Origin of the sequence: Oscillatoria nigro-viridis PCC 7112 (assembly GCF_000317475.1) — a bacterium.
GTDB lineage: Bacteria > Cyanobacteriota > Cyanobacteriia > Cyanobacteriales > Microcoleaceae > Microcoleus > Microcoleus nigroviridis.
This window is the reverse complement of the sequence record NC_019729.1, coordinates 362,420-383,042: the sequence shown is the minus strand read 5'-3', so window position 1 is coordinate 383,042 and position 20,623 is coordinate 362,420. Positions and strand designations below refer to the sequence as shown.

The following is a 20,623-nucleotide window of genomic DNA, read 5'->3' as shown; positions in this document are numbered from 1 at the left end:
AAAATCTCAGCTAGGATAGCGAACAGTTTCCTATGGCTGTGACTGCAATGGGCGATCGTGCGAATTCTGAAACTACCAGCAGCAAGGTGCTCCATCGCGCACCTTGCTACTAATTCAAAACTCAAAACTATTTGCCTAGCCGGTATTCCGCATCCCCGCAGCAATACCATTAATCGTCAGCAGAGCTCCCCGCAACAATTCACCCTTGCTGTAACGCGAGTGAATCACCCCCGGAATCCCGCTACTACCGTGCTGCCGCAAGCGTTTCAGCAGCGAAACCTGCAACAAACCCAAAGGTACAATCGTCGCATTTCGCAACTGCACCGAACGCTGCAGCGACGGATCTTCGTCCAACAAACGCTGGTGTCCGGTAATAGTTAAAACCAAACCCCGAATCAAGTGAAATTCCGCAGCAATTTGCTCGAATAAAGTCTGAAAACGCTCCTTGTCAGCCGGCAAAGCTAACTCCCGCACATAGTGTTCTGCAATCTGCAAATCCACCTTAGATAAGGTCATTTCCACCTTAGAAATTACCATTCTAAAAAATGGCCATTTCAAGTAGAAATACTGCAAAAGTTTCATGTGCTCTTCCGGTTCCTCCAGCAAAAACTCTTGCAAAGCTGTGCCGACACCGTACCAAGAAGGAAGTAAAAAGCGGCTTTGAGTCCAGCTAAACACCCACGGAATTGCTCGCAAACCGCTGATGTCTTTTTTGCCGCCGCGCCGGGCGGGACGAGAACTAATTTGCAACTGGCTGATTTCTTGAATCGGGGTAACTTGGTGGAAGAAATCAACTAAATCCGGCTGTTCGTAGATTAAATGGCGGTAGTGCGATCGCGATCGCGCCGACAACTCCTCCATAATCTCATTCCAAGGGTCGATGCCATCAAAACCAGTGTGCAGCAAACTAGCTTGAATTACCGCCGTCGCCACAGTTTCCAGATTGTAAAGCGCCAACTCCGGCAAAGAATATTTAGAAGCCAAAACCTCGCCTTGTTCAGTAATCTTAATGCGCCCGCTAATACTCTTTCCAGGCTGAGCCAAAATTGCCTTGTAAGCAGGCCCGCCGCCGCGCCCTACAGAACCGCCTCTGCCGTGAAAAATCCGCAACTCCACACCGTGTTTTTCCGCAACCATTTGCAAAGCCTTTTGAGCTTTGTGGATTTCCCAATTGCTGCTGAGGAAACCAGAATCTTTATTGCTGTCCGAATACCCCAGCATCACCTCTTGCAATTTGATATTTTCGATTGGACATTGGATATTTTCTTCGGTTTTTTCCGCTATTTCCTGCGCGTATCCTCCTGCTAGCAAAGCTCGATAAAGTGGCAGATCGAAGATTTTTTCCATTACTTCCGGCGCTTTTTTCAAATCTTCCACCGTTTCAAACAGGGGAACTACTTGAATGTTGCTAATTCCTGTTGCCGGATCGTAAAGTCCCGCTTCTTTTGCTAACAGCAAAACCGCCAGTAAATCGCTGACATCGTGGCTCATGCTGATGACGTAAGTTTGGCAAATTTCCGGGCCAAACTCCTGCTGCATTTGCCGCAATACCCGGAAGGTATTGATCGTCTCGCAAGTTTTGGGAGAAAAGGGCAATTCTGCTGGAATTAAAGGGCGGCGAGTTTGCAGTTCTGTTGCCAGCCAAATAACTCGATCGCATTCCGACATTTGATTGTAAGACTTGGGCAAAATTTGCAAGTATTCAGCAATTTCCCTCAAAGCGTCCGAGTGTACAGTTGACTCTTGGCGAATATCTAGGTAAGCCAAATTAAACCCGTAAATTTCTACTTGGCAGATCAGATTTTCCAAGTCCCGACAGCTCAAACCTGTTTCCACTAAATTGTGCTCGATGAGCTTGAGTTCGGTCAAAAACTCAGCGCCCGATCGATAAAGGCCGGTCATTCCGGGATGTTCTGACAAAGCTTCGCGCTCCCGCTGCAACTCGTCTCCTTTGTAGAGCCGCCAATTGCGATCGCGCGTATTTTCCAGTCGCTGCTGCACGTAAGCCAGCTTCAACCGATAAGGTTCTTGCCGATAGCGGATTGCCCATTGCTCGTAAACATCCGGGAATTCCGATTTGTCGCGATCGAGAGATTCCAGCAATTCCGGCAGCACGTCGCTCCAGTGCAGCGACAAACTCAAAAGTTCGTTCAGCCGCTTCACCGCGCTGATGTACTTCTGCAGCACTAAGTGGCGCTGATAGCAAGCAGTTTGCCAAGTAACTTTCGGAGTCACAGAAGGGTTGCCGTCCCTGTCCGATCCCACCCAAGAACCGAACTTGCAAAAATTGTAACTAGGCGGTTTCAGATAAGGGTAAGAAGCGTGCAGAGCTTGCTTTAAGCGGTGGTAGAGTTCGGGAATAGCATCAAACAGAACTTCCTCGAAGTAGTGGAGAGTGTATTCCACCTCGTCGAGCACAGTGGGCTTGAACTGGTGCAGTTCGTCAGTGCGCCACCAGAGGCGAATTTCTTCCATCAGTTGCTCTTGGAGAGCCGCCGCTTCCCAGCAAGACACCGGGTACGGGCTTGGAGATTCGGCCCCGATCACCTGAAATTTCTCGTCAACTTGGTCTAGCTGTTGGAGAATCTTCGCCATTCGCCGCTGCTTGGTGCGGATCGTGTGACGGACAATTTCCGTGGGGTGAGCGGTGAATACCAAGCGGATGTCTAACTGATCGATCAAGCGCTGGATTTGCTGGCTTGGCACGTTCAAGCGCAGCAGCATCGGGAAAAGTTGGTGAAAAGTGCCGGCATCTCGGGCGATCGTCTCGCTGCTGTCTGCCTTGTTCAGAGCCATTTGGGCGGGGCCTGGGCCTTCCCTGTGGCGCGGGCGATCGGGGGCATCCATTGCTTGTCCTGGCAGCTTAGAAAACATCCGCCCACCAGCATCGTTGCTGCTAGCGTAAGCTAGCTGTTGGTCTCGCTGTTCGTAGTGCTGTTCGACAATGTTGATCAACTGAAAATACAGTGCAAAAGCCCTAGCCGCGCGGATGGCGGCGTTGAGGTCGAGCTTTTCGATTAGCTGTACGACATTCGACTCGCGAAAGTGAGTGGCTTGTCCCTCGGCGGAATTGACCGATCGCATTTGTTGGAGCAAATCCACCAATTCCTGCCCGCACTCCTGTCGCAGCACCGATTCCCACAAGTCCTCTACTACTTTGAGGCGATTTCGCAGAAACAGGTCAGATTTTGAGTAAGCGGGAGAATGGGAAATAGATGTTGCATCAATAGCCTGTTCTGAAGACTGGAGGACTGAACTCATCGGGCTGTTCCTCAATAGCTGCGGGTGTCTGTGAAAATTGTATGGTTTAGTTTCGCCTAAAACACTTTTGTTTGCAGTCAAATTTGAGACCAACTTATTGCAAGGTAGAAAGTAGAAGGCACTTATGTACAAAGTATAAGGAAAGATTAATTCTTAGACCACAGATGGTACCTGTTGTCAAGCTTTCATATCAGTTGACTTGCGATTTTAGGTTTTAGACGATCGGCGTGAGACGTTCGGCCAGCGGTCAGTTGAGTCGCCATCAGTCGAACAATTTGAGATTTACTCCACAGATGAATCTGGGAAGTTGAACTAGGGTCGAAAATTTTTATCTCTCCCCGACTTCTGTCGGGGGCTGGTATCCGTTTTTGGGCGGGGTCACAAAATTTAACTTCTAGCTGCAGCATCCTTCCTCGGGCTTTCTAATCCTGTGATTGAGGAAAGTTGAGCACGGGAAGGCGCGAACCCCGAAATAATTCTTCGCTTTCAACGCCGATCGACGCAACAAACTCAGCAGCAGCTTTAGCCACCACCAACCCACCCAGCATGGGTAAGGCGACCAAGCTCAATAAAATGTCTGAGGGAACTGACAACTTTGGACTGTTAGGTGTTTGAGTTTTGAGCAAGTCTTGGTTTTCCGACGGCATAAATCTTTCCTGCATATTCTGTTATCCCTAGTTTACAAGCTAGGGCGGGTTTTCTTGCCTCGTTGTATCCTAGATTGGGGCGAGATCCGTGTTCATCTAAGAATTAGTGCCGTGTCATCGCACGCCAGGCAGGGGTGCGTGCTGATATCCCCTGAAGGATGTGACACAAAAATGAGAGGATACGACGATCGCCCCCAGGATCGAGAGCCCGATCGAAGGCGCGTACAAAAGTTCGATCGCCGGCAAAGTCGATCGCACAGTTCGATCGGCCATCTCGACAGTACACAAAAATCAGAAGCCAAGTTCAAGCTCCCGCAGCATCGATCGCCCGGGGGGTGTGAAACTATCGATAATCATTCGATCCCCCAAAACTACTCGCTCCCAAAGTCAATCGCCCCAAAGGAAGTTTTACCCGGTGTGCGATCGATTGTACGCTCGCCCATTCAACAGATTTTTCAAGCCGAGTAAATAGCGAGCGCCAAAAGTCTTGAAAAAGCGAGCGTTCCTATTATTCATAGCGACATCTAAAATCAGGAACCAATGGGCAATTTCTATTAGTCAACGGATTTCCTTCAAGGTAGAGTTCCAAGAGGTTAGTTAAAGGTTTCAACATACTAATATCAGAAATCCGATTGTTGGCCAGGTCTAGCCTCGTTAATTTAATCAGGGATTTTAACGGACTTACGTCAGAGATTTGATTCTCGCTGAGATAAAGTTCAGTCAGTTTAGTTAGAGATTTCAACGGGCTAATGTCAGAAATTTTATTGTCAGCAAGGGATAGCACTTTTAAGGTCTTCATAAATTTCAACGAACTCACGTCTTCAATTTGATTATTAGTGAGATAAAGAGAGGTTAAATTAATACTATCTAACATCCTCAAATCAAAAATTTTATTATTTGTCAGATCGACTTGCTTTAAGTTGGTCAAATATCTCAACGGACTAATGTCATAAATTTGATTATTTATGAGATATAGTGTATTTAAGTTAGCCAACAATTTGAGAGTGCTAATATCAGATACTCTATTTCGATTGAGCCACAGTGTATTTAAATTAGTCAAAAATTGTAAAGGAGTAATGTCAGAAACCTTATTATTATTTAGGAATAATTCAGTTAATTTGCTTAAATGTTTCAAGGGACTAATATCAGATATTTGATTTCTGCTAATTCCTAATTCAGTTAATTGATTTAGATATTTCAAGGGACTAATATCAGATATTTGATTAGTCCCAAGTGAGAGATGTGTTAAGCTTGTTAAATATTTTAAATGATTGATGTTTGAGACTTGATTGTCAACCAGTCCCAATGTATTCAAATTCCGCAGGTTTTCTAAAATTTTAATGTCTTTAAGTGGATTAAGACTTAAATCTAATACAGAAAGATTTGTGAGATTTTTTAGAGGATAAATATTAGATACTTGATTATACCAAATAGATAACTCAGTTAAATTAGTCAGAAATTTTAAAGGAGTAATATCAGAAATCCTGTTCCGATCTAACTGAAGAATAGTTAGATTAGTCAGCGAGCTGAGCGAGCTAATATCAGAAATTTTATTAGCACTCAGGCTTAATTTTGTTAAGTTGGTTAAAGATGAAAGTGGGCTGATGTCAGTTATTCCATCACCATGAATGCTAAATTCAGCACGACTAGAAAGTATGTTATTAGCTTTAACGCAGTCTGTTGTAGCAACATTCCGCAACATAACTTCGATAGTATGCCTAGCAGCCGAACTCAAATTAGTCTGATTGACACACCAATCAGCAAAGGTACGAGTGGCTATTGTTTGTACTTGTGCTTGTGACTGTGTTTGGCTCGGTTTTTTAAAAGGTATAGGTGAATTGCATCCACCCACAACAATAATTAAAGCAGTACAAACGATAAATGTAACTTGCAAATAGTATCTCCCTAGAAGTTTCTGCATCATTTGCACGGGGTAATGAATTTTTATCATTCGTTTGTTTGTTTGGCTTGTGAGAGGTAAGGTACCTCTCACTCAAGATATGATTTCAGCAGGGTAGTATTAGCGCGGGCGCAATAAATGATTGCCGGGACGGCCAGCACCCAAACCTTGAGGGAAATTTCCAGAAGTCCGATTGCTTTTGTAAACCGTAGTGTTTTGTCCGTAGGATAGTGGAACATCTTTTAGGTTATGCTCGTAAAGACCATACATTGCCCACTTGCTAATAACTCTTGTTACTTGACCGCCGGAAACGGCTGCCACAATTCCTGAGTGTTGAATCTTATTGTTGTCGTCCCGATAGATTACCACATCACCTACAGATGGCTTCGAGGTAACGGAATAGCCGTTGTCTTTAATAATGTTTTCTACATCACTATTATTTTTTATCCATTCTGCCCCCCCTAGGAACGTAAAGCCATGGCAATTATATTCGGTAGTGGCGTCGCCAACTGTCTTTAACTCGCCAGATAGGGTAAGTTGCCGATTCTTCTTAAGGGTTTCCACAATGCTCTGGGCATCACCACTACCTGGTGTGCGACCTGAAGGTCCATATCCAGTTGGTATGATCCTGTTAGCATCTGTGACATACTGGCGTGTTTTTACATACCTACTAAGTAGCAACGCATCCAAGGGCTGATTTCTCATACGCAACTCAGTAACGATCGACCAGAGCGTATTGCTATCTACCTTACCATCACGTTTGAGGCGGTGAGCAGATTGCCAGTTAGCTATTTTTCTCACCGTGTCTTCTCCAAAAACTCCAGTCTGACCTGCACCTACTACCCGCTGAATCAACCGAATCGCATCCTTGCTATAACCTTGGGCATTGTTGTAGTCAATAGCAGCCTTAATGTCAACGTCGGAATCTTTGGGATTACCTCCACCAGACCCGGCAGACCAATTATCTGGAAAATTCGGTGCTTCTGGTGGATTAGTATCAGTAAAAGTACGAGGCGGCAATTGCCAAATATCATCACTAGGCTTCGGAGGCTTCTGAAAGTCTATCGGCACCTGTTGTTTCGGAGCCTTATTCAACCGCGGCGCTTCCCCAAATTCCGGCAAATTATTCGTCTGCGTCTGTGTTCCTTTCGGGTCAAATGACCCCCTCGTTACCTCCGATTCACCCGGCGCATACTTGCCATCTTTCCAACTAGACTTCGACCAGCTTTCACTCCAATTATTGGGACCATCATCCCATACTGTCCCGCTGCGAGTCCAACTCCAACTGTTGCCATTACTCGTCGAAACACCCGCTTTCGTCACCGATTCTGAGTCGTAACCGCTCACAGTTTCCGTCCAACTGTAACCTCCCTTAAAATAAGAGTTGCTGTAACTTGAACTCCAGCTAGAATACTTGGACACCGAACTAGCTACCCCCTTGCTATCGTAAGTGCTTTCGCTCGACCATTTTTGGTAAGTCGAACTGCCATTCTCAGTTTTTCGACCATCTTTATAAGTTGTGACGGTCTGTGAATTTCTCGTGGTTGAGGTGTCGCTACTGTTAGATGAAGTGGAATTACTGCCCTCGGTGCTGCTGTTACTTTTAGTAGCTGTTATTGTCGATTCGTCACTGTTGCTTTGAGTAGTATAAGTATCAGCCTTATACTCGCTCTCCCACTGAGCATGATTTTCTGAATAATTTTCTTGCTCGTTTTTAGAACTAACTTTACCCGAACTGTTGCTGCTCGAAGATTTCGACTTGCTGACAGAATAAGTATCTCGATTGTGGCTGCTAGTTGACGGCCCGTTTTTGTAGTTTTGGGTGTCATTGGTCTGAGTTACCGAGTAATTATTACCTCGATTGTTTTGCCAATATGATGGGCCGTTGCTGCTGTTGGTTTGTTCGGATTGATTGACTGTGTAAGTGTCTCGATTGCTGGTATTTTTTGTTTTGCCGTCGTCGTAACTGCTGTTAGAGTTACTGTTTCCTTCCGAATAAACATCGCGGCTGTTGCTGCCGACTGCTTTGCCATCAGTTGTAGTATTGTCCCAGGTGGAATTGATAACTGAGTAGTTGTCGCTGCTGTTGTTATTTTTGGAGAAACCGCTGGTACTATTACTCTCCGAATAAGAACGATTTACTTGGCTTTCTTCCCCGTTGTGAGTGTTGAGGGAACTGTTGTTATTGCTGCTATTGGTCCAGTTAGCTTTGCCTTGGATTTGAGTTGAACTGTTGTTTACCGAACTTCCGGTGCTGCTAGTATTGCGAGTGTTTGAAGTTGATTTTGACCCCCAATCGTCTTGGCGCTTGCCGTTATTCATTGCATAGCCCGTGCCGTATTTGCTGTCGGATTGGGAGAAGCTGTTTCGGTAGCTCTCGGCAGTGGTGTTTGTAGTTTGTGAAGGAGTGGTATAATTGCTAGAACTGCGGGATTTTTGATTGGATGAGCTTTGGTCGTTGCGAGTTCCTTCGTATTTAACTCGGCTGTAGTTTTGCTGCGATTGATTTTTGTTTTCGAGTGAGTTTTGAGAAAAGCTTTTGCTGGTGTAGGTACTGGCAGATGTGTTTGAATCGCTGGTGGATTCGTTAAAAGAGTTGCCCTTGGTGTTGGTTTTGACTCTGCTTTTATCCCAGCTTGATTCTGTGTTTGATAAGTTGCTATTGGTGTAAGAGTTGGTGGTGCTTGTGCCGTTGGAACTACTGGTAGAGGTAGTTGTATATGGCGCTACTTCTGTGGTATAAGAGCTAGTGCCTTCATTACTGTTTCCGGTTGAGGTGCTGGTAGTCTTTGGTGTGCCTGGGGCGGTGGTTGCAGTTGCTCTTTCTGAGGGTTTTGGTGCGGTATTATTGGGGGTGTTGCTGGGATTTGCATCGGCATCAATTAAGGATTTTGTCAAGTGTTTGGCTGCTGCCAATACGGGAATTGCGGGGATTGTTTCTATGGCGGTAGCAATTGCCAATTCGGGGTTTAAGATGCCGTATCCCGTTCTTTCATCCCAGTCGGGTACGTCGATGTCTTTGGCTGTGTTGAGGAGGATGTTTTTGATTTGTTGGTAATTGAGGGATGGGTTGGCGGCCCACATTTGCCAGATGGTGTTTGTGACTTTAGCGGCTGCTATTGATGTGCCTTGTTTGGTTTCGGTTGTTGATGATTCTGCTGTTTGTGTAAGGCTTGTTGGTGCTAGGATATCTAAACCGCCTCCGTAGCTGGAATAGGCGGCGCGATTGTTGTTGTCGGATGCGCCGACTGTGATAATGTTGTCGAATTCGGTGGAGGCTTGTCCGAGGACACAGAGGAGAGTTCCTTCGTTACCGGCTGCTGCTACAATCAGTATGTTATTGTCTTTTGCGTATTGTCGATCGCCCGCCATTTAGAAATAGACGAGATCCCGAAACCTAAAAAGTGCGCTCGCCCCTAATCTAGAAAAGTGCGCTCACCAGTAATCTAGAAAAGTACGATCGCCCGTAATCTTTAAAAGTACGATCGCCCTTACTTTAGAAAAGTGCGATCGCCCGTAATTTAAGAAAGTGCGAGCCCCCGTAATTTAAAAAGTTCGAGCGACCGTAATTTAAGAAAGTTCGAGCGCCCCTGATTTAAGAAAGTACGATCGCCCCTAATTTTAAAAGTACGATCGCCAGTAAGATAAAAGTCCGAGCGACAGTAATTTAAGAAAGTTCGAGCGCCCGTAATTTAAGAAAGTTCGAGCGCCCGTAATTTAAGAAAGTTCTAGCGCCCGTAATTTAAGAAATTGCGATCGACTTTAATTTCAGAAAGTGCGAGCGCTCGTAATTTAAGAAATTGCGATCGACCGTAATTTAAAAAGTGCGAGCGCCTGCTGATTATCGTTGAGGTTCAGGATGCCAACGCATTCCAATCAATGCCATTCCAGTTGGACCACTGGTTGAAATAATTATGGTTCCATCTGAGCTATTGGCAGTTACAAAATTGGTAGCAGTCCTCCAGTGATGAGGAAATATCTCCTTGCGATAGACATTATCGTCCACTGTAAAACTCTTTTCAATCTGAGAACCCTTGTACCAGACAGCGCGATCGGCACCGTAAACCAGCGTGCGATCGCCCTCAACCGCAAGCACACTAAGTATGACTGGGAGAGGAAAAGATGGAATTTTGTATTTCAAAGCAAATCGTTGCCCCGTACCTTTAGTTAAACACACTTCAGCCAAATCATCATCAGTACGCATAGATATAAAGGCATCACCTGATCCAGTCATACCCGCATTTTCTATAGTTAGGTCGGCAGCAATACCTCCAGTGCTGTAGTAACCCAAATCACCGCTACCAATAGAGCCAGTGAGGAGCTTATCGTCTGAGAAAAACAAAAGCTTTCCGCTGGGGCTTTTAGGTAATGAAATATTAACAAAATGCTTGCTTCCGTCCGGTTCCAGACATTGTATGCGACGTATTTTGTCTCTTTCTAATTGACAGATTGCTTGTTTCGAGCCTGCTGAACGGTTAAATCCTTTCCACGGATACGAACCGCGGACATCACCATTTACATTCACAAACCAAGCTTTTTCATCAGTCATTACCCAAACAGCATCTCCATCAACACCTACAATGTTTGTCCCTGGAAGGTTTACTCTATGCTTCAAAGCTCCCGCGCGATCGTAGTGGAATAGTAGCGTTTGGTGGGTGCTAATCCACACTCCACCATCACTTCGAGCGCTAAGATCGAGTGGTGTCTCTGATAGGGATATCAGTCTCGCAGTATCTCCTACCCAAAGGGCAATTGGCATTGTCTCGTCATCACCTTTGTAAACAGTGCTGGCCAATCCTCCGGGGCTGGCATAGGTTTTTATATAAGGTCTCGCTGGGAAAGATTTTGGGCCTGGTCCAGATATAATTCGAGCTGCATTAAGTGGCTTTAGTTCTACTATATCTTCCTTGATTGAATTATTCCACTCAATAAAAGCAATAGTCCAAATTTGAAAATTGTGACAGTTAATAGCTTTCATTGGTTTTTCTGGTTGCCAATATGTCTGGTGTTTTGCGTTCAAAATTAAGCAGAGCCAACAAGCCAAGCCAACCGACAAAATTGAGCGCCAATATCTTACTATTACTTCCATTTCTCTCCTTTTATTATATCTGTAATTGGTTGACCGACTTGGATGCTACCATTTAATGCGAGAACATCAATGATCTGTATCCGCTTATTGTTATTTGGTTGATTCCATAAACTAACGGCTTTTCCGCCACCAAGCGCAATAGCTACATGATCTGGATTTCCTTTATCGGAAGTTCTATAAAAAAGAAGTTGTCCTGGTTGTAAGGGCCTGATTGTTGCCTGTTGTTTGCTGCTGGGTAAAGTGACATAGAATGGAGACTTTCATCATAACCCATCATGGGCATACCCGAAAAGAACCCAGGCCCGTACTTAGCTCTTTTAAAAAACTCACGAATTTGACTGGTAGTAATTTGTCCGCAAAGAAATGCTGCATATAAAATCATTTCCCAGCAATTCATATTTGCATCATAAGACATAGGATCGCTGCTTTTATCGACATCAAAGTGCAGAACAAAATCATTAGGTGCCGGATTCTGCCACCGTTGCATACCTTTAAGTAAAGCTGCCATAATCGCAGTTGCCATCTCTGGTTTTTGACGAAACTTATCTACAATCAATGTCCGCATACCTACGTCGCCAACTACTGACCTCAAATCTTCCAGGCTATTATTCTGGATAATTAAGCCAACGATCTGGTTATAGTTAGCGATCGCCCCACTCTTCAACAATTTTTCTATTTGTTCTTTGAAAGTAGGTTTGCGTGGCGCTGGATTGCCAGCAAAAAAATCTCCTGGAAATTTTTTCTCAATCTCTGGATTGGCGATCGGCAACTCATAAAACTCTTGACTCGGCTGCGGCTTGTACTTCGGCTGCTTATTCAACTCCAAAATATCCTTCGGCGGCTTAGTTAACCGCGGTGCTTCCCCAGCTTGAGGCAAATTATTCGTCTGCGTCCCCGTACCTTTAGGATCGTAAGACCCCCTCGCCGTCTCGGACTCACCAGGCACAGACCTCCCATTCTCCCAATTAGACTTCGACCAACTCTCACTCCAATTATTCCGACCATCATCCCACACAGTCCCGCTTCTGGTCCAACTCCAATTGGTTTGTTTGCTCGTAGTAACACCTCCTTTCGTTACCGATTCGGTATTAGTACCGCTGATGGTTTCACTCCAACTGTAACCGCCTTTAAACTCCGTCCTCCTGTAAGTCGAACTCCAAGTTGAACTCCCCGAAGTATAAGTAGTTACACCCTTATCCGTATTGCTGTCGCTCCACCACCTCTCGTAACTGCTCGTTTGTGTTTCATCTTTGCGCCCATCTTTATAAACTGTAACTGTTTGCCCGTTGCGGGTGCGCACAGTATCGCTGCTACTGGATGAAGCGTTGTTAGTCCCGTCATTGCTGCTGTTGGATCGAGTTGATGTTATTGTCTGTTCATCCCCGGTAGTAGTTGTGGTATAAGCATCTATCTTATACTCGCTATCGCTTTGGACGAAGTTCTCCGAATAAGTTTCACTATTGTTTTTAGAAGTGATTTTACCGGAACTATTGGCACTATAACCATCGGACTTAGTTACCGAATAGCTATCCGTAATCCTGCTGCTGGTTTGCGGCCCGTGTTTGTAGGTTTGCGTGTCATTGCCTTGCCTGACAGAGTAATTATTGTGCCGATTGTTCTGCCGATATAATGTTCGATCGCCCGTTAATCCGATCTCCCGCTAATTCGATCGCCCATTAATCCGATCGCCCGTAGAATAGCTCGCCCGAGATCCCCTCAAGAATACTGGCTCGCCCCTAATCCAAAAAGTACGATCGCCCGCAAGATAAAAGTTTGAGCGATCCTAATTTAAGAAAGTGCGATTGCCCGTAATTTAAGAAAGTACGATCGACCGTAACTTAAGAAAGTTCGAGCGCCCCTAATTTAAAAAGTACGATCGACTTTAATTTAAGAAAGTGTGCTCGCCCGTAGTTTAAGAAAGTACGAGCGCCCGTAAGATACAAGTTCGATTCCCCCTAATTTAAGAAAGTGCGAGCGCCCGTAATTTAAGAAAGTACGATCGACCGTAACTTAAGAAAGTTCGAGCGCCCGTAATTTAAGAAAGTTTGATCGCCCGTAATATCAAAGTGCGATCGACTCAAGCCCTCTTTTTCCTTAGCTATTCTTGTTCGCAGTCTTTTGTTTCACACCTACGATCGCAATTCCTCGATCGAAATCTCTCGCACTATCAAATTTCACATCGATTACTAGTTTTCCCGTGCGAGCGATGTATCCCCATTTTTCATTTAAATTTACCCGTGCCAGTCCTTCATAAAATTCACTAACTAGATCGAATTTTGGTTCAATTAAATATTTTCCTGTCTTGTCAATTATACCTTGCTTGTCATTCACTTGCACCATTGCCGACCCATTCAAAAAATTTTCGGCCCAGTTAAATTGAGGGGCAATTAGCAACTTCCCTGTTTTGTCAATATAACCGTATAGTCCATTTTCACTACTGTTGATAGCTGCTAGCCCTTCAGAAAATTCCCTGGTCGATATAAATTGAGGGGGGATGACCAATTTTCCCGACAAGTCAATATAACCCGATTTACCACCGATTTCTACCGCCGCCATTCCTTCTGAAAAATTATAAGCATCATCGAATAGGAGCCGAGTGATATACTCTCCTGACTGGTTGATATAATCCCATTTAATAGGGCTACCAGCCTCACAATCAAGAGCAGACATAGACACCTTTGCTCGTCCGTTGTAAAATTCCCCTACTGTGGCAAATTTCAAAGGAATAACCAACTTTCCCATTCGATCGATATACCCCCACTTGCCACCAGCAACACCTCCCCTATAGCAAAGCTTACCTCCTACAGCTACTCGCATCAGTCCGTCTTTAAATTCAGCAGCAGTGCTGAATCCTTCGCGAGCGTCGCTATTATGGATGTGGTCGAAACTCGGTGGCGCGATATACTTACCTGTTCGATCGATTAAGCCATATTTTTGTGCGCTCTGCACTACTGCTATACCTTCCCTAAATTCAGTAGCATAATCAAATTTTGGTGGGATTACATAACTGCCCTGCTTGTTAATGTAGCCGTATTTGTAGTTGACTACAACTACTGCAAGTCCTTCGTGGAAACTGTCAGCTCGATCGAATTTAGGTGGTATGACATACTTACCTGTTTTGTCAATGTAACCTACTTTTTCGCTACCCTTGAGTTTTGCCACAGCTAATCCTTCTGAAAAACTTTCAGTAGACCATTCAAATTGAAAGGGGATTACTACTTGACCTGTTCGATCGATATAGCCGATTTTTCCATCGACCATTACTTCGGCTAACCCTTCTTGAAAATTATCAATACCATCAAATTGGGGTTCAACCACATACTTGCCATTTTTGTCAATCAAACCATACTTTTCATTGTCCGATTTACTCGTTTCAGAGCTAGCAAGTTGAGTCATAATTAAAAACACAGCAACTAAAGCCAAATAAAATAAAACGCGCAATCTTTTCACGAGTGACATGGAATTTTTCCTTCTGATTTTTACTGCTGGATGTCTCTAATTGTCCGATAGTCAAAGCCTATTATCTGTGAGGGAAGAAGGGATGCCACCTTGTTGTTTCTCAGGAAACTAATTTGTTGAATGAGTTCTTGGCGCTTGAGATATTCTTTCTGAGCATAGTAGCCTATACTTACAGAAAAACGATTTTTGTTTTGATTTAGTAACCTCAACATTTGAGGAACATATGTGTTGTAGTCATTAACAAACACTGGGTAATTACTGCCATTTTTATAAAACTGTAAGTTGTATCCCCCATTAATTATCCCATCTGCAAGCCACTTTGCAAGCTCTTGATTTTGATGCTCAAACGCCACTGCTGGTAGATTTCCTGAAAAACTAAATGTGGTACTGGGAAGTGCATTCTTGAGATTGGTCAGATTCTTGGTTAATGCCCTTTGAATCCAGCTTTTACCGCCGGGACCTCCGTCAGTCGCGATTGTTGCTCGATGCAAATTAATAACATCTGCTTCTGCTGCCTTGGGAATTCCCAGGCGATCGTCGAAAATAATTTCCTTTACCAAACCACCATGTTTGCTAATGAAGTCCTTCGCTATATTTTGTAGTTCACCCCAAACAGTAGGATGCACGAGGTCAACATAGGAAGCACCGCCATCACCTTTAAGACCCAGCACAGCGTTCGCTCTCTGTGCAGCTTTATACATTGGGCTCGTTGATGCTGCTAGCCCAGTTCCCTCAAACCAACCAATTACATCAATCGTTCTCCGATTATTGGGATGTGCTAGGTTGTATCGATCGAGTTCTTCTTTAAATTCGGCAAATATATCTCCACCTGTAATCGGCATTCCACCCCCGTAACTAAAAGTAGTTCCCCCTACAGACAGCGCATTCATGTAGACTTTTTGGATCGATCGATTTTTGATGATATCTTGAAAGATTTTGCGTCTTTCGGCTGATGATTTCAATGTTCCCGTATAAGACAGCCAATAGGAGCCTATATCTTTAGGAGGCCAGCTTGCAGGTGGAGGAACAGCAGCATACGGATCTTCTGTAGGAAAATTGTCCGCAAACTTTTTGTCGTATGAAGCCGGCTGCTCATAAAACTCTTGACTCGGCTGTGGCTTGTACTTCGGCTGCTTATTCAAATCCACAACATTCTTCGGCGGCTTATTCAACCGCGGCGCTTCCCCAGCTTTGGGCAAATTATCAGTCTGCGTCCCCGTCCCCTTCGGATCGTAAGACCCCCTCGCCGTCTCGGATTCACCGGGTATCGACTTCCCATTTTCCCAATTAGACTTCGACCAACTCTCACTCCAATTATTGCGCCCGTCATCCCACACAGTCCCGCTTCTGGTCCAACTCCAATTGGTTTGCTTGCTAGTAGTAACACCTCCTTTCGTTACTGATTCGGTATCAGTACCGCTGATGGTTTCACTCCAACTGTAACCGCCTTTAAACTCCGTCCTCCTGTAAGTCGAACTCCAAGTTGAACTCCCCGAAGTATAAGTAGTTACTCCCTTATCCGTAGAGTTGTCGCTCCACCATCTCTCGTAACTGCTCGTTTGTGTTTCATCTTTGCGCCCATCTTTATAAACTGTAACTGTTTGTCCGTTGCGGGTACGAACAGTATCGCTGCTACTGGATGAAGCGTTGTTAGTCCCGTCATTGCTGCTGTTGGATCGAGTTGATGTTATTGTCTGTTCATCCCCGGTAGTAGTTGTGGTATAAGCATCTATCTTATACTCGCTATCGTGTTGAACAAAGTTCTCGGAATAACTTTCCTGATTGTTTTTAGAAGTGACTTTCCCCGAACTATTGGCACTATAACCATCGGATTTTGTGACCGAATAGCTATCCGTAATCCTGCTGCTGGTTTGCGGCCCGTGTTTGTAGGTTTGCGTATCATTACCTTGCCTGACAGAGTAATTATTGTTGCGGTTGTTTTGCCGATATGAGGAACCCTGACTGCTGTTGGTTTGCTCGGATTGATTGACAGTATAAGTGTCTTGATAACTGTGATTTTTTGACCTGCCGTCATCGTAACTGCTTTGATTGTTGGTACTGCTTTCTGAATAAACGTCACGGGTATTGCTGTTGATAGCTACACCGTTAATTGTATTGTTATCCCAAGTTGAGTTGGTGACAGAATAGCCATCGTTGCTGTTGCTACTTTTCGAGAAACCGCTGCTGTTGCTGTTAGTAGAATTAGATGTGCTGACTGTGGTTTCTTCACCGCTGTGGGTATTGTTGGAACTGCTACCGTTACTGCCATTCGTCCACTTGGCATTGCCTGCGGTTTGAGTTGCACTCTTGCTGGTTGATATGTTGTTGCCGTTGGTAGTGCGAGTGTTGGTAGTAGATTTTGAACCCCAATCATCTTGACGGTTGCCGTTATATATGCTGAGGTTCGTACCGTATCGGCTGTTAGATTGCGACTTGCTGTTGCGGTAACTTTCTGAGGCATCATATCTGGTGTACGTGGGAGTGGTATAGTCGTAAGAACTGCGGGATTTCTGAGCCGATTCGCTACTGTCGCTGCGAGTTCCTTCGTATTTAACTCGGCTGCGGTTTTCCTGCCATTGATTTTTGTTTTCTGTTGAGTTTTGAGAAAAGCTTTTGCTGGTGTAGGTAACAGCATTGGTAGTTGAATCGCTGGTGGATTCATCAAAAGACTCGCCCTTGTGGTTGGTTTTGGTAGTGCTTTTATCCCAACTTGACTCAGTGTTTGACAGGCTGCTAAGGATTCGAGAGTTGGTGGTAGTTGTGCCGTTGGAACTACTGGTAGAGGTGGTTTTGTATGGCGCTAAGTCTGTGGTATAAGAACTGGTGCCAACGTTGTAGTCTCCGGTCGATCGACTTGTAGTCTTTGGCGTGCCTGGCGCGGTGGTTGCAGTTGCTCTTTCTGACGGTTTGGCTTCGGTAGAATTGGGAGAGTTGCTCGTATTTGCACCAACATCAATTAAGGGTTTTGTCAATAGTTTTGCTGCTGCCAATACTGGAATTGTAGGGATGGTTTCAGCAGAGGTGGCAATTGCTGATTCGGAATTTAAAATGCCGTATCCCGTCCTTTCATCCCAGTCGGGTACGTCGATGTCTTTGGCTGTGTTGAGGAGGATGTTTTTGATTTGTAGGTAGTCCAAGGATGGGTTAGCAGCCCACATTTGAGAAAGGGTATTTGTGACTTTTGCGGCTGCGATCGATGTGCCTTGTTTTGTTTCGGTTGTTGCAGCTTCTGCTGTTTGCGGAATGTCACATGGTGCTAAGATATCCAAGCCTTCTCCATAGCTGGAATATCCGGCGCGATAGTTATTTTCAGATGCGCCGACGGTGATGATGTTGTCAAATTCTGTGGAGGCTTGTCCGAGGGCAGAAACGAGATTCCCTTCATTTCCAGCGGCTGCTACAATCAGGATGTTATTGTCTTTTGCATATTTCAATGCTGCGGTTTCTTCTGCTGTCAATTTGTGCCGTGTGGTTTGCGTGCCGTCGGGGTTAATTTGAGTTAAGTCGAAGCTGAGGTTGACAACGGCATTGGGTTGTTTGGCAGCTTTGGCTGCGTCTACAAATTCAATCAGGGATTGATACCAGTTCCCGCTACCAGTTGCTCGTCCCAACCAAATCGGAGTCGATTTTTTGGTGTCGCTTTGATTGCTGGAGTCGTTAATAATATCTAAAATCGTGTTTCCATGTTGGTTTCCTTCATTTGGTTGGAGTAACGGATTATTGTCGCCATCTATTAAGTCTTTACCGAGGATGATTTGGCTGTAGTCGATGTTGGGATTGTTGGCGACAAAGCCGGTGTCGATTATGCCGATTAATGGTTGGTTTTGTTGGGGGAGGTTGGGGGTTATTTCTGGTTGGGTTTCGGTGTCGGTGATTGTGTATTCGCTGATGGTTGGTTCGGAGTTGCTGTCAGTTGTAGTTGCGATTTCGGAGTCGGGAATGATATGAAGTGAATTGTCTGGCTGATTGTTTGCGTCGGATAATATTTCGGGAGTAATGGCGATGTTTTCCCACTCGAAATCGGGGTTTACAAATTCGCCGATGGTTGTTGGCGGCTGATTTTCGCTGTCGGCGGTAATGTTTTCCGATGGTTGCGAGTCATAGTTTTCGGTGACAGCGATTTCGGGAATAATAGTTTGGCTGTCGGTAACTATATATTCTGAATATTCTGATGCGGATGGTTGATGATTTTGACTGGATTCTGTTTCGGGAATGTTAGGAAATTGTTGGGCTAATATGCTGTTGAGGCTTTCCCACAGCGTGGAAATTTCATCGGGAGAAATTAGCGGTAAATTGTCAGCAGTTTCGCCGGCATTTTCGAGGCTGTCGATAGGAGTTGGGGAGGTATTTTCCATTTCCCCAGTGAGAATGTCTGTGGATTCTGCGGGTATTACTGGTATTTCTAGTTTTTCTGGTTGGATAAAGACGGGTTTTTCAATTGTGTCACCTGTGATGAAGTCGATTTCTGTCTCCACAGGATTTTTTGGGAAATAGATATTTTCCGAAACAGGCGGCTGTTTGTCTTCAATTACAGGGGAATTTTCGGTTTTTGTCTCAACAGGATTTGTCTCGGAGTTGGGAGTTTCCGAAACAGTCGGGTTTTGAGTTTCTGTCGCTGGGGAATTTTCGGTTTTTGTTTCAACAGGATTTGTCTCGGAATGCGAAATTTCCGAAACAGTCGGCTGTTTGTCTTCAATTACAGGGGAATTTTCGGTTTTTGTTTCAACAGGATTTGTCTCGGAGTTGGGAGTTTCGGAAACAGTCGGGTTTTTGGTTTCTGTCGCTGGAGAATTTTCTGGTTTTGTTTCAACAGGATTTGTTGCAGAAGTAGTATCTGCTTTTTTGTCTTCTAATTTAGTCTCTGTTTTTGGCGCAGCGTCACCTATCAATTCTTTGCCTTTTTCTGATGTACGCCAATCGGAGTTTTTGGCAATTAAATCATCCATTGAAATGACTTTAGGGGTTGCGCCTTTGAGGGAAAAGATGATATCATTGTAATCAGCCTCGCTCCCTTCTCCTATCCCCATATCTTCCATGACAAATATACTGCCGCCATTCGCAACAGCGGCAATTTGTCCCCGTTGAAAAGCATCGCTGGAATTAGCTGTTGCCATTGAGAATAATGGTTTTTTGTCGCCGCCAATCGCTGGATTATTGTACGCTTCTTGTATTGTGCCGTTGGGAACTACGATGATGCCAAGTTCGTCTCCCGGCGTCATTGCGAAGGTTTTAATTCCTCGGTATTCTCCGATATTGAAGTTGTTTTCTCCCTCGAAGCTAGAGAATTTTGCGGCTTCTGTAATGTCGGAAATTGCGATGTAACCGAGGGAGGAGTTGCTTAAAGCGCGTCTGGCTGCTTCTCTGATAAATGCTTCGGAATCGGGAACAAATTCCTGCATTCCTGTCAGGCTGATAATTGCTAGTTCTCCTTGATACCGGCCTCCGTCTGATAGGTAATCGAACAGAATTTTACCTGTTTCGTCTGCTTGGAAAATGCCGGAGTCGAAAGAAATGTTATTTTGAGTTGCTGGTTTGGCTGTATCGCCTGTGATTGCGTCGGTTTGAGTGGTGGATGTTTGCGGTTTTTCGGGGATGTTGTTGGTTGTTGGTGTTGAATCTTTGTTGAGGATGAAGGCGTCTATCTCTGCTTGTTGGGGAGGTGTTTCTGGGCTGTTATCGAGGATTTGGTTGTTTGATGATAATAGTTCGATGCTGGAGTTTGTGGAGGATGTTTCGTTAGTTGTTAGGAGATTTTTCGGGGGAGAATAGTAATTATTGGTAGAATTTGCTAGTTGCAATTCTTCTGGAATGTCGGGAATGAGGGAAATATTGGCAGTTAGTTTTGGGGTAGATGCTTCGATTGGTGACATGATTTAAAGTTTGGTTTTTTGATGATGAAAATTGCTCAAATTATTCCTAATTTGAGGAGTTGATTTTTAAAATTTTGCAAGCAAAGCGAGTCCAGACGCTGCTGGAATTTTGTTTTTTTTATTGAGGACGGAAGCTGCGATATCGACAGGTGAAAACTTGCCGATGCGGCTAAAAAATTGATGCGATCGCAATAAGTTGTTTTTTTTATTGCTGTTGTTAACAGATAGATTTGAGAATATCCGTAACTTTTATCGAGCGCAAGTGCTTTTGGCTATCAGGAAGTAAACTTTATGGAAGCTTTAATCCACTTCCGTGTACTGAAGTGTCAGACTACGAATTTTGGTATGAGTGAGAATTTAGGACTGGCGATCGCCCAACAGCTTGACTGTATGCTGT

9 protein-coding genes are annotated in these 20,623 nt (G+C 44.6%); all 9 read right to left on the bottom strand.

Translation table 11 applies throughout. The features are described 5' to 3' along the window. Window positions 1-135: 135 nt before the first annotated feature. The 9 genes from ppc to OSC7112_RS01610 all read right to left on the bottom strand — a co-directional run bounded on the left by ppc (window position 136) and on the right by OSC7112_RS01610 (window position 20,226). Window positions 136-3,261, bottom strand: a complete 3,126-nt coding sequence (gene ppc, locus OSC7112_RS01655) for a phosphoenolpyruvate carboxylase (RefSeq protein ID WP_015174284.1) — start codon at window positions 3,259-3,261, stop codon at window positions 136-138. A 422-nt stretch (window positions 3,262-3,683) separates the two neighbouring features. Then, window positions 3,684-3,923: a hypothetical protein gene (locus tag OSC7112_RS01645; RefSeq protein ID WP_223300736.1), complete on the bottom strand. Its 240-nt coding sequence runs from the start codon at window positions 3,921-3,923 to the stop codon at window positions 3,684-3,686. A gap of 99 nt (window positions 3,924-4,022) precedes the next feature. After that, window positions 4,023-4,181: a hypothetical protein gene (locus tag OSC7112_RS39225; RefSeq protein WP_190274315.1), complete on the bottom strand. Its 159-nt coding sequence runs from the start codon at window positions 4,179-4,181 to the stop codon at window positions 4,023-4,025. Window positions 4,182-4,416: 235 nt separating this feature from the next. Next, complete coding sequence (locus tag OSC7112_RS01635; protein WP_190274314.1) at window positions 4,417-5,802, bottom strand: leucine-rich repeat domain-containing protein; 1,386 nt, start codon at window positions 5,800-5,802, stop codon at window positions 4,417-4,419. Window positions 5,803-5,928: 126 nt separating this feature from the next. Further along, window positions 5,929-9,180 carry a S8 family serine peptidase gene (locus tag OSC7112_RS01630; protein WP_015174280.1) on the bottom strand — a complete coding sequence of 1,084 codons (3,252 nt, stop codon included), beginning with the start codon at window positions 9,178-9,180 and terminating at the stop codon, window positions 5,929-5,931. Between the two features lie 469 nt (window positions 9,181-9,649). After that, window positions 9,650-10,786 (bottom strand): hypothetical protein, encoded by a 1,137-nt coding sequence (locus OSC7112_RS01625; RefSeq protein ID WP_150111468.1) that lies wholly within the window; start codon window positions 10,784-10,786, stop codon window positions 9,650-9,652. A 253-nt stretch (window positions 10,787-11,039) separates the two neighbouring features. Then, complete coding sequence (locus OSC7112_RS01620) at window positions 11,040-12,197, bottom strand: hypothetical protein (RefSeq protein WP_015174278.1); 1,158 nt, start codon at window positions 12,195-12,197, stop codon at window positions 11,040-11,042. A 794-nt stretch (window positions 12,198-12,991) separates the two neighbouring features. After that, a complete protein-coding gene (locus tag OSC7112_RS01615) occupies window positions 12,992-14,356 on the bottom strand; it encodes a WG repeat-containing protein (protein WP_015174277.1) in 1,365 nt (454 codons plus the stop codon). A gap of 20 nt (window positions 14,357-14,376) precedes the next feature. After that, complete coding sequence (locus OSC7112_RS01610) at window positions 14,377-20,226, bottom strand: S8 family serine peptidase (RefSeq protein ID WP_015174276.1); 5,850 nt, start codon at window positions 20,224-20,226, stop codon at window positions 14,377-14,379. Window positions 20,227-20,623 lie beyond the last annotated feature (397 nt).

Excerpts from the sequence above, each read along its gene's own strand:
- ppc (WP_015174284.1), bottom strand. The coding sequence starts at position 3,261 with ATGAGTTCAGTCCTCCAGTCTTCAGAACAGGCTATTGATGCAACATCT.
- OSC7112_RS01645 (WP_223300736.1), bottom strand. The coding sequence starts at position 3,923 with ATGCAGGAAAGATTTATGCCGTCGGAAAACCAAGACTTGCTCAAAACT.
- OSC7112_RS39225 (WP_190274315.1), bottom strand. The coding sequence starts at position 4,181 with ATGGCCGATCGAACTGTGCGATCGACTTTGCCGGCGATCGAACTTTTG.
- OSC7112_RS01630 (WP_015174280.1), bottom strand. The coding sequence starts at position 9,180 with ATGGCGGGCGATCGACAATACGCAAAAGACAATAACATACTGATTGTA.
- OSC7112_RS01625 (WP_150111468.1), bottom strand. The coding sequence starts at position 10,786 with ATGAAAGCTATTAACTGTCACAATTTTCAAATTTGGACTATTGCTTTT.
- OSC7112_RS01615 (WP_015174277.1), bottom strand. The coding sequence starts at position 14,356 with ATGTCACTCGTGAAAAGATTGCGCGTTTTATTTTATTTGGCTTTAGTT.
- OSC7112_RS01610 (WP_015174276.1), bottom strand. The coding sequence starts at position 20,226 with ATGTCACCAATCGAAGCATCTACCCCAAAACTAACTGCCAATATTTCC.